The 8776-nt window shown below is 52.6% G+C and carries 8 protein-coding genes; 6 read left to right on the top strand and 2 right to left on the bottom strand.

The genetic code is table 11. From position 1 onward, the window contains the following. From mdtD to yegQ, 5 genes are all read left to right on the top strand, one after another. A partial coding sequence (gene mdtD / locus FDW94_RS09865; RefSeq protein ID WP_249358378.1) for a multidrug transporter subunit MdtD occupies positions 1-1209 on the top strand: 1209 nt, incomplete at its 5' end. Next, positions 1209-2612, top strand: coding sequence for a two-component system sensor histidine kinase BaeS (baeS, locus tag FDW94_RS09860; RefSeq protein ID WP_003834277.1), 1404 nt, complete (start codon positions 1209-1211; stop codon positions 2610-2612). The genes mdtD and baeS, both read left to right, overlap by 1 nt. Continuing rightward, on the top strand, positions 2609-3331 hold the full coding sequence (baeR, locus tag FDW94_RS09855) for a two-component system response regulator BaeR (protein ID WP_032943946.1): 723 nt from the start codon (positions 2609-2611) through the stop codon (positions 3329-3331). The genes baeS and baeR overlap by 4 nt, the downstream gene beginning before the upstream one ends. A 135-nt stretch (positions 3332-3466) precedes the next feature. Further along, positions 3467-3799 (top strand): YegP family protein, encoded by a 333-nt coding sequence (locus tag FDW94_RS09850; protein WP_048224506.1) that lies wholly within the window; start codon positions 3467-3469, stop codon positions 3797-3799. A 159-nt stretch (positions 3800-3958) separates the two neighbouring features. Beyond that, positions 3959-5320 carry a tRNA 5-hydroxyuridine modification protein YegQ gene (gene yegQ / locus FDW94_RS09845; RefSeq protein ID WP_111465355.1) on the top strand — a complete coding sequence of 454 codons (1362 nt, stop codon included), beginning with the start codon at positions 3959-3961 and terminating at the stop codon, positions 5318-5320. Between the two features lie 269 nt (positions 5321-5589). Here the strand turns inward: yegQ and clpA are convergent, their stop codons facing one another. Both clpA and clpS read right to left on the bottom strand, forming a co-directional pair. Next, complete coding sequence (gene clpA, locus FDW94_RS09840) at positions 5590-7866, bottom strand: ATP-dependent Clp protease ATP-binding subunit ClpA (RefSeq protein ID WP_003036804.1); 2277 nt, start codon at positions 7864-7866, stop codon at positions 5590-5592. A 30-nt stretch (positions 7867-7896) separates the two neighbouring features. Then, positions 7897-8217 carry an ATP-dependent Clp protease adapter ClpS gene (gene clpS / locus FDW94_RS09835; protein ID WP_003036810.1) on the bottom strand — a complete coding sequence of 107 codons (321 nt, stop codon included), beginning with the start codon at positions 8215-8217 and terminating at the stop codon, positions 7897-7899. A 323-nt stretch (positions 8218-8540) separates the two neighbouring features. Between clpS and cspD the strand changes: the two genes are divergently transcribed. Beyond that, positions 8541-8765, top strand: coding sequence for a cold shock-like protein CspD (gene cspD, locus FDW94_RS09830; protein WP_003036813.1), 225 nt, complete (start codon positions 8541-8543; stop codon positions 8763-8765). Positions 8766-8776: the final 11 nt, after the last annotated feature.

Here is an 8776-nt window from a genome sequence, read left to right as displayed (position 1 = left end):
GCGGACAAAGTTGGCGTGCGTAATATCTTCTTCACCGCCATCATCCTGTTTACGCTTGGCTCGCTGTTTTGTGCCGGGTCCAGCACGCTCAACGAGCTGGTGATGGCGCGCGTCTTACAAGGCGTTGGCGGCGCGATGATGGTGCCGGTCGGCAGGCTAACGGTGATGAAAATCGTCCCGCGTGAGCAATATATGGCGGCAATGACGTTTGTCACTTTACCCGGTCAAATCGGCCCGCTGCTGGGCCCGGCGTTAGGCGGGATTCTGGTTGAATACGCCTCCTGGCACTGGATATTTTTGATTAACATTCCGGTAGGCATTGTCGGCGCAATAGCGACGTTAATGCTGATGCCCAACTACACCATGCAAACCCGACGTTTCGACCTCTCAGGGTTCGCGATGCTGGCGGTCGGCATGGCGGTACTGACGCTGGCGCTCGATGGCAGCAAAGGAACCGGCCTCTCCAGTATCACGCTGGCGGCGCTGGTTATCTGCGGGGTATTGGCTATTGCGCTGTATCTGAAACACGCCCATCGTAATCCGCGTGCGCTATTCAGCCTGAATCTGTTTCGCACACCAACCTTCTCGCTAGGTCTGTTCGGCAGTTTTGCCGGACGCATCGGCAGCGGCATGTTGCCGTTTATGACACCGGTGTTTTTACAGATTGGCCTCGGTTTTTCACCTTTTCATGCCGGGCTGATGATGATCCCGATGGTGCTGGGCAGTATGGGCATGAAGCGCATTGTGGTGCAGGTCGTTAACCGCTTTGGTTACCGTCGTGTGCTGATTACCACTACGCTTGGCCTGTCGCTGGTCAGTCTGTTGCTAATGACCACGGCACTGCTGGGCTGGTATTACGCCCTGCCCTTCGTGCTGTTTTTACAGGGAATGGTCAACTCAACGCGTTTTTCATCCATGAACACGCTTACGTTAAAAGATCTGCCTGACGATCTGGCCAGCAGCGGTAACAGCCTGCTGTCGATGATCATGCAGCTATCGATGAGTATTGGTGTGACCATCGCTGGCCTGCTGCTGGGCATGTTCGGCCAACAGCATATCGCCATCGACAGCGGAAGTACGCATACCGTCTTTATGTATACCTGGCTGTGCATCGCCTTCATTATTGCGCTGCCCGCCATTATTTTTGCCCGCGTGCCGAACGACACGCAAACCAACGCGGTGATTTCACGGCGCAAAAGGAGCACCTGATGAAGTTCTGGCGGCCCGGTATCACCGGCAAACTGTTTCTGGCGATTTTCGCCACCTGCATTGTGTTGCTGATCAGCATGCACTGGGCCGTACGCATTAGCTTCGAACGTGGTTTTATTGACTATATCAAGCACGGCAACGAGCAGCGGCTGCAAATGCTCAGCGACGCATTAAGCGAGCAGTACGAGCAGCACGGCAACTGGCGATTCTTACGCAATAACGATCGTTTTGTTTTCCAGATCCTGCGCTCTTTTGAACACGACAACGACGATGATAAACCGGGTCCAGGCATGCCACCGCACGGCTGGCGTACACAGTTTTGGGTTGTCGACCAAAACGCCCGTGTGCTTGTCGGCCCGCGCGGCCCAGTTCCTCGCGACGGCATGCGCCATCCCATACGCGTTAACGGTAGCGAAGTGGGCGCCGTGATTGCCTCTCCTGTGGAACGCTTAACGCGGAATACGGATATCAATTTCGACATGCAGCAACGACGATCCAGTTGGCTTATCGTTGCGCTCTCCACGATCCTGGCCGCGCTGGCGACGTTTACGCTGGCGCGCAGCCTGCTGGCCCCGGTTAAGCGGTTGGTGGAAGGCACGCACAAACTGGCGGCGGGCGATTTCACCACTCGCGTTACGCCAACCAGTACGGATGAGCTGGGCAAGCTGGCGCAGGACTTCAACCAGCTCGCCAGTACGTTGGAAAAAAACCAGCAGATGCGTCGTGACTTTATGGCCGATATTTCTCACGAACTGCGTACGCCGTTGGCGGTGTTGCGCGGTGAACTGGAGGCCATTCAGGATGGTGTCCGCCAGTTTACTCCTGACTCCGTTGCCTCGTTGCAGGCTGAAGTCGGTACGCTCACCAAACTGGTTGACGACCTTCATCAGCTCTCCATGTCAGATGAAGGCGCGCTGGCCTACCAGAAAACATCGCTGGACCTCATCCCCCTATTGGAAGTGGCAAGCGGCGCATTTCGTGAACGCTTCGCCAGCCGTGGATTGACCATACAGCTTTCGCTCCCCGACAGCATGACGGTATTTGGTGACAGGGATCGTCTGATGCAGCTGTTCAACAACCTGCTGGAAAACAGCCTGCGCTACACCGACAGCGGTGGCGGGTTGCATATCAGCGCCGAACAACGCGAACGCATGGTGTTATTAACCTTCGCAGATTCCGCTCCCGGCGTAAGTGACGAGCAGTTACAGAAGCTGTTTGAACGATTTTATCGCACCGAAGGCTCGCGCAACCGCGCCAGCGGAGGTTCCGGGTTGGGGCTGGCGATTTGCGTCAATATAGTACAAGCGCATAATGGTCTGATTCGTGCCGCCCATTCGCCTTTTGGTGGGGTTAGCATTACAGTAGAGTTACCGCTGGAACGCGATTTACAGAGAGATGTATGACTGAGTTACCCATTGATGAAAACACACCGCGTATTCTGATCGTGGAAGATGAGCCTAAGCTGGGGCAACTGCTGATCGACTACCTGCGGGCAGCGAGCTATGCCCCTACGCTGATCAACCACGGCGACCTGGTTCTTCCTTACGTGCGCCAAACACCGCCCGATCTGATCTTGTTGGATCTGATGCTGCCCGGTACCGACGGTCTGACTCTGTGTCGGGAAATCCGCCGCTTCTCAGAAGTCCCCATCATGATGGTAACCGCTAAAATCGAAGAGATTGATCGCCTGCTGGGGCTGGAGATCGGTGCTGATGATTATATTTGTAAACCTTACAGCCCGCGCGAAGTCGTGGCTCGCGTGAAAACAATTCTACGCCGCTGCAAACCGCAGCGCGAACTGCAACAAATGGATGCAGACAGCCCGCTTATCGTCGATGAAGGCCGTTTTCAGGCCTCCTGGCGTGGGAAGATGCTCGATTTAACGCCCGCCGAATTCCGCTTACTTAAAACGTTGTCACATGAGCCGGGTAAAGTGTTCTCCCGTGAACAGTTGCTCAATCATCTCTATGACGATTACCGCGTCGTTACCGACCGTACCATCGACAGCCATATTAAGAACCTGCGACGCAAGCTGGAGTCGCTGGATGCCGAGCAGTCGTTTATCCGCGCGGTCTATGGCGTGGGGTATCGCTGGGAAGCCGACGCCTGCCGAATTGCTTAAACTCTCCTGCCCTTCAGGGCTCCGCTGCTCCATGAGCCCTGGTAACTAGCAACTCTCCAAATATCGCTCATACTCTTTCTGACAATACTGTCGTCAATAACTGTTTGATATAAAACTTTTAATCAAGGAGTTCATATGGCTGGTTGGTTTGAATTAAGTAAGAGTAGCGATGATCAGTACCGCTTTGTTCTTAAAGCTGGGAACGGGGAAATAATCCTTACCAGTGAGCTTTACACTACAAAAGGCGCTGCAGAAAAAGGGATCGCATCTGTCCAGGCTAACAGCCCTCTGGATGAGCGTTATGAGAAAAAAACAGCGTCTAATGGCAAATTACATTTCAACCTGAAAGCTGCAAACCACCAGATTATTGGTAGCAGTCAACTGTATGCGAATGAACAGTCACGCGAGACCGGTATTGCTTCAGTTAAGACCAATGGTGTCAGTCAGACGATAAAAGATAAGACCTGATAATTACTCGCCCAGCCGGGTAACACAACGCTGTCGCCCGGCGTTTTTCTTTACCTGACTTCCTCGCAGCGCTACAATGCCCGCCCTTAATATGGGGGCACTCCCCTAACCGCCTCATTGAGTGAGGCGAGTCTGACCTGTCATCAGAACGAGAAAATTATGTTTAAACCGGAACTCCTTTCCCCGGCGGGAACGCTGAAAAACATGCGTTACGCTTTCGCCTATGGCGCTGACGCTGTGTATGCGGGCCAACCGCGTTACTCACTGCGCGTACGCAACAACGAATTCAACCACGAAAACCTGCAGCTCGGCATTAATGAAGCCCATGAACTGGGTAAAAAATTCTATGTGGTGGTTAACATTGCCCCACACAATGCCAAGCTGAAGACCTTCATTCGTGATCTGAAACCGGTGGTGGAAATGGGGCCGGATGCACTGATCATGTCAGACCCTGGTCTGATTATGTTGGTGCGCGAAAACTTCCCTGACATGGACATTCATCTTTCAGTACAGGCTAACGCCGTAAACTGGGCAACGGTGAAATTCTGGAAGCAGATGGGGCTGACCCGCGTGATCCTCTCCCGCGAGCTGTCGCTGGAAGAAATCGAAGAGATCCGCACCCAGGTGCCGGATATGGAGCTTGAGATCTTCGTTCACGGCGCGCTGTGTATGGCCTACTCCGGCCGTTGCCTGCTTTCTGGCTATATCAACAAGCGTGACCCTAACCAGGGTACCTGCACCAATGCCTGCCGCTGGGAATACAACGTGCAGGAAGGCAAAGAAGACGTGGTGGGCAATATCGTGCATAAGTACGAGCCTATCCCGGTACAAAACGTTGAGCCTACGCTGGGTATTGGCGCACCGACAGACAAAGTCTTTATGATTGAAGAAGCCCAGCGTCCGGGTGAGTATATGACCGCGTTCGAAGACGAACATGGCACTTACATCATGAACTCAAAGGATTTGCGTGCCATTGCCCACGTTGAACGCCTGACGCAGATGGGCGTGCATTCCCTGAAGATCGAAGGCCGCACCAAGTCATACTATTACTGTGCACGTACCGCGCAGGTCTATCGTAAAGCCATTGATGATGCCGCAGCCGGTAAACCGTTCGACCCGCAACTGCTGGAAACGCTGGAAGGTCTGGCGCATCGTGGTTACACCGAAGGGTTCCTGCGCCGCCATACGCATGACGACTATCAGAACTACGAATACGGCTTCTCTGTTTCCGAGCGTCAGCAGTTTGTCGGCGAGTTTACCGGCGAACGTAAAGGTGAACTGGCAGCCGTACTGGTGAAAAACAAATTCACCGTCGGCGACAGCCTGGAGCTGATGACCCCACAGGGAAACATCAATTTTACCCTCGAACAGATGGAAAACGCGAAAGGTGAAGCCATGCCGGTTGCGCCGGGCGATGGTTACACCGTGTGGATGCCAGTACCAGAGGATATCGATCTGAATTATGCATTGTTGATGCGTAATTTTACCGATGAGTCCACGCGCAACCCACATGCTAAGTAGTTAATTACGGTTATTTTTCAGCGTTCGGAAGATTCTTAGAAATCGATCACATACCGTTTCGTTCATTAAGGGTATTATCCCCTCCGCTGAAAAACATAACCCATAAATGCTAGCTGTACCAGGAACCACCTCCTTAGCCTGCGTAATCTCCCTTACGCAGGCTTATTTTTTGCCTACCGTTTAAACTCCCCTGAATATCCCAATTCAAATCACTTTTATCAGGCGAAAAAAAACCGGGCATTATGCCCGGCTGATTAGGTGATTAAAGATTAATGTGCTGCTTCTGGCTTGTGCTTTTGCGCACTCTGGAAACCATAGGTCAGCTCATTTTTCTCTTTATCCAGCGCAACGGTCACCTGGCCACCATCCACCAGCGAACCGAACAGCAGTTCGTTAGCCAATGGTTTTTTCAGGTTATCCTGGACCACACGCGTCATTGGACGTGCGCCCATTGCGCGGTCATAGCCTTTCTCTGCCAGCCAGTCACGTGCTTCCTGGCTCACTTCCAGAGAGACACCTTTCTGATCCAGCTGAACCTGAAGCTCGACGATAAACTTATCAACAACCTGATGAATCACCTCGGTAGAGAGATGATCAAACCAGATAATGTTGTCGAGACGGTTACGGAATTCCGGCGTAAACACTTTTTTGATTTCGCCCATTGCATCAGTACTGTTGTCCTGATGAATCAACCCAATCGATTTACGCTCAGTTTCACGCACACCGGCGTTGGTGGTCATGACCAGCACCACGTTGCGGAAATCCGCTTTACGCCCGTTATTGTCGGTCAGCGTGCCGTTATCCATCACTTGCAGCAGCAGGTTAAAGACATCCGGGTGCGCTTTTTCGATTTCATCCAGCAGCAGCACCGCATGCGGATGCTTAATAACAGCATCGGTCAGCAAACCGCCCTGGTCGAAACCGACATACCCCGGAGGCGCACCAATCAGGCGGCTGACGGTGTGGCGTTCCATATATTCGGACATATCAAAACGCAGCAGTTCAATGCCGAGTGCTTTGGACAACTGCACCGTGACTTCGGTCTTACCGACGCCAGTTGGTCCGGCAAACAGGAACGAACCGACCGGTTTATGCTCGTGTCCCAGACCGGCACGGCTCATTTTGATCGCTTCAGTCAGCGCCTCAATGGCTTTATCCTGTCCGAATACCAGCATTTTCAGACGGTTGCCCAGGTTTTTCAGCGTGTCGCGATCGCTCTGCGAAACGCTCTTCTCCGGGATCCGCGCAATGCGGGCCACAACGGACTCGATATCCGCCACGTTGACGGTTTTCTTGCGCTTGCTGACCGGCATCAGACGCGCACGCGCGCCCGCCTCATCGATCACGTCAATCGCTTTATCCGGCAGATGACGATCGTTAATGTATTTCACCGCCAGTTCAACCGCTGCACGCACCGCTTTGGCGGTATAGCGGACGTCATGGTGCGCTTCGTATTTCGGCTTCAGACCGTTGATTATCTGCACGGTCTCTTCTACCGATGGCTCAGTGACATCGATTTTCTGGAAACGGCGCGCTAACGCACGATCTTTTTCAAAGATATTGCTGAATTCCTGATAGGTTGTGGACCCTATCACACGGATCTTACCGCTGGAGAGCAGCGGCTTGATCAGGTTAGCCGCATCCACCTGGCCGCCCGATGCCGCACCCGCACCGATAATGGTGTGGATCTCATCGATAAACAGAATGCTGTTAGTATCCTGTTCCAGCTGTTTCAGCAGCGCCTTAAAGCGTTTTTCAAAATCACCGCGATATTTGGTGCCAGCCAACAGCGAGCCGATATCCAGGGAGTAAAGGGTGCAATCAGCCATGATTTCAGGCACATCACCCTGGACGATACGCCAGGCGAGGCCTTCAGCAATGGCGGTTTTACCGACACCAGACTCTCCCACCAGCAGCGGGTTGTTTTTTCTGCGACGGCACAGTACCTGAATGGCGCGCTCCAGCTCTTTGTCCCGGCCAATGAGCGGATCAATTCCACCCACTCGGGCAAGCTGGTTAAGGTTAGTCGTGAAGTTTTCCATACGGTCCTCCCCGCCAGCTTGCTCTTCGTTATTTGGCTGATTCCCAGAGTCAGAAGACTGACTGGGTTCGTCTTTGCGCGTGCCATGAGAAATAAAATTCACCACATCAAGGCGGCTCACTTCATGCTTACGCAGCAGATAAGCCGCCTGAGATTCCTGCTCGCTGAAGATAGCGACCAGCACATTTGCGCCGGTAACTTCATTGCGCCCGGAGGACTGAACATGAAAGACCGCGCGTTGCAGTACACGCTGAAAACTCAACGTTGGCTGCGTGTCGCGTTCTTCCTCACTGGCAGGCAATACAGGTGTGGTCTGTTCAATGAAGGCTTCGAGTTCCTGACGGAGCGCCACCAGATCCACAGAACACGCTTCCAGCGCTTCGCGGGCCGATGGGTTACTGAGCAACGCCAGTAACAAGTGCTCGACGGTCATAAACTCATGTCGGTGCTCGCGCGCTCTGGCGAAAGCCATGTTTAAACTGAGTTCCAGTTCTTGATTGAGCATAGGCACCTCCCCCAATGTTTATGCCTGCATTCAGGCTTTTTCCAGCGTACACAGCAACGGATGCTCGTTCTCCCTCGCATATTTGTTCACCATCGCTACTTTGGTTTCAGCCACTTCGGCAGTGAACACACCGCAGATAGCTTTGCCTTGATAGTGAACTGCAAGCATCAGTTGCGTTGCACGTTCTACATCATAAGAAAAGAATTTTTGTAACACGTCAATAACAAACTCCATCGGAGTGTAATCATCATTGACTAATATCACTTTATACATAGATGGCGGTTTTAGCGCGTCGCGCAATTTGTCTTCCGCCAGCAGATCGAAATCCAGCCAGTCGTTCGTCTTACCCATTGTCAGTCGTCATCTTCAGTTACGGTTTCCGGCAGAAAATCTTGCCGCTGACAAGCAGCCTATGCGCACAATCAATCTACCTCAAGTATTAGATAACTATCATCTATTAGTGCCATCCGCGACATCTGTCACATAACCGACAATAGCGTTAACTGCTTCAAATTTTGATGCATTTTTACCCTATTCCGTCTGCATGGCGCTTGACGCCCCGCCTGATTTCTCTAAATTGTAGTTTCGAGAGTTGGCGAGGTTTTGAACAGCCCCCACTCCGCCACCGGTTCATTCCATCTTACTTATATAAGATTTACGAAGGATGTCGAAGTATGGAAACGGGTACTGTTAAGTGGTTCAACAACGCCAAAGGGTTTGGTTTCATATGCCCCGAAGGCGGCGGCGAAGATATTTTCGCCCATTACTCCACCATTCAGATGGATGGTTACAGAACGCTAAAAGCCGGACAGTCTGTCCAGTTTGATGTCCACCAGGGGCCAAAAGGCAATCATGCCAGTGTCATCGTGCCTGTCATTGAAGCAGAAGCTGTCGCATAGCTCTTCTGTCT

Origin of the sequence: Citrobacter sp. wls757, from assembly GCF_005280935.1 — a bacterium.
Classification (GTDB): domain Bacteria; phylum Pseudomonadota; class Gammaproteobacteria; order Enterobacterales; family Enterobacteriaceae; genus Citrobacter; species Citrobacter portucalensis.
This window is presented reverse-complemented; position numbering and strand designations above follow the sequence as displayed.

Bases quoted from the DNA above. Each gene is read 5' to 3' on its own strand.
- clpS (WP_003036810.1), bottom strand. From the start codon at position 8,217: ATGGGTAAGACGAACGACTGGCTGGATTTCGATCTGCTGGCGGAAGAC.
- baeS (WP_003834277.1), top strand. From the start codon at position 1,209: ATGAAGTTCTGGCGGCCCGGTATCACCGGCAAACTGTTTCTGGCGATT.
- yegQ (WP_111465355.1), top strand. From the start codon at position 3,959: ATGTTTAAACCGGAACTCCTTTCCCCGGCGGGAACGCTGAAAAACATG.
- FDW94_RS09850 (WP_048224506.1), top strand. From the start codon at position 3,467: ATGGCTGGTTGGTTTGAATTAAGTAAGAGTAGCGATGATCAGTACCGC.
- clpA (WP_003036804.1), bottom strand. From the start codon at position 7,866: ATGCTCAATCAAGAACTGGAACTCAGTTTAAACATGGCTTTCGCCAGA.
- cspD (WP_003036813.1), top strand. From the start codon at position 8,541: ATGGAAACGGGTACTGTTAAGTGGTTCAACAACGCCAAAGGGTTTGGT.
- baeR (WP_032943946.1), top strand. From the start codon at position 2,609: ATGACTGAGTTACCCATTGATGAAAACACACCGCGTATTCTGATCGTG.